The 1,275-nt window shown below is 67.7% G+C and carries 1 protein-coding gene; it reads right to left on the reverse strand.

The features are described 5' to 3' along the window. Positions 1 to 34: 34 nt before the first annotated feature. Positions 35 to 1,153: an IS630 family transposase gene (locus ACZ4MF_RS49040; RefSeq protein WP_467500959.1), complete on the reverse strand. Its 1,119-nt coding sequence runs from the start codon at positions 1,151 to 1,153 to the stop codon at positions 35 to 37. Positions 1,154 to 1,275 lie beyond the last annotated feature (122 nt).

Below are 1,275 nucleotides of genomic sequence, written 5' to 3' on the forward strand. Positions count from 1 at the left end.
CTAGTGCGTTGACCACGAACGTTGCCGGGGTTGATCAGGCGGCTTTGGGGCGTGGGCGGCCCCAGCGTTGCTGGCGTTCGCTGCGGACCTTGGCGCGTTCGCGGCGTTGTGCGGCCAGCACGTCGGGGTGGCGGGCGTTGGCGTTGCGCCACCGCAGGTAGTCCTGGAGCCTGCGGGCGAGCGCGGTGTGGTTGGGGTGGTTGGAACCGCCCATGACGAAGGCGCGTAAGGGTCCGAACTGGGCCTCGATCGGGTTGGCCCACGAGGCACTCGTCGGCGTCAGGCACAACTCGACCTTGTTCTTCTTCGCCCAGGCCCGGATCGCTGGGGTCTTGTTCGCCGAGAGGTTGTCCATGATCACGTAAATGGGGGCGCCGTCGGGTCGGGCTGCCCGGATCGACTTCAGCGCCGCCAGGCTGTGGTCGCCGCCCTTGCGGCGGCGGGTCACGCCCCACAACTGGTCATCGCCGAGGGAATAGCAGCCGTGGAAGTACCGGATCCCGTGGGTGCGGTGGTAGGTGGCCGGCAACCGGTCCGGCTTCTTCTCTGGTGCCCAGCCGGTGCCGTGGCAGGGCCGGATCGACAACGGGCCGAACTGATCGAACGCGAAGCACCGGTCCGGGAAGCGGCTGGTCACCTGCTCGATGCGGTCGAGTTTCATGTCCTTGTCCGGGTCCTTGGACTCCTTCCAGGTGCGGGTGCGCTGGAAGGAGATCCGGTGCTCGCGCAGGATCTGCCGCAGCCGTTCGCGGCCTATGCGCACCCGGTGATCCCGGTTGCGGGTCAGGTAGTCGGCGAGCTTGCGAAGGCTCCAGTGCGTGAACGGGCGCCCCAGCGTGATCGGGCGGGTCCTGGCCGTCGCGATGATGAACTCACGGTCGTCATCGCTGATCAGGCGGGGACGGCCTCCCGCCCACCGAGGGTCCAGCGCGGCCAGCCCTCTCTCGTTGAACGCATGGATCACGTCCCGGACGGTGTCCTGATGCGCGGCAACCAACTTGGCGATCGCCGTCACGGTGGTACCCGACGCCGACGCCATGATGATCAGTGCCCGGCGGACCCGCACGGACTCGTGACGGCCCCGCCGAACAATCTGCTGCAGCTTCTGCCCCTCTTCATCGGTCAATCGCCGTGCCCTGACCGGCTCTGCCATCTTCGCCCTCACCCTCAACAGCGATCACGTCGACATCGAGGATGAGGCCTACACACCCGGCACCGCGAGCATCGACCGGCGCGTCCCCAGCACCCCGGCAACGTTCGTGGTCAACGCACTAG

The sequence above is a fragment of the Streptomyces sp. NPDC025793 genome (genome assembly GCF_055558375.1).

Coding starts and splice junctions, on each gene's coding strand:
- ACZ4MF_RS49040 (WP_467500959.1), bottom strand. CDS start 1,153: ATGGCAGAGCCGGTCAGGGCACGGCGATTGACCGATGAAGAGGGGCAG.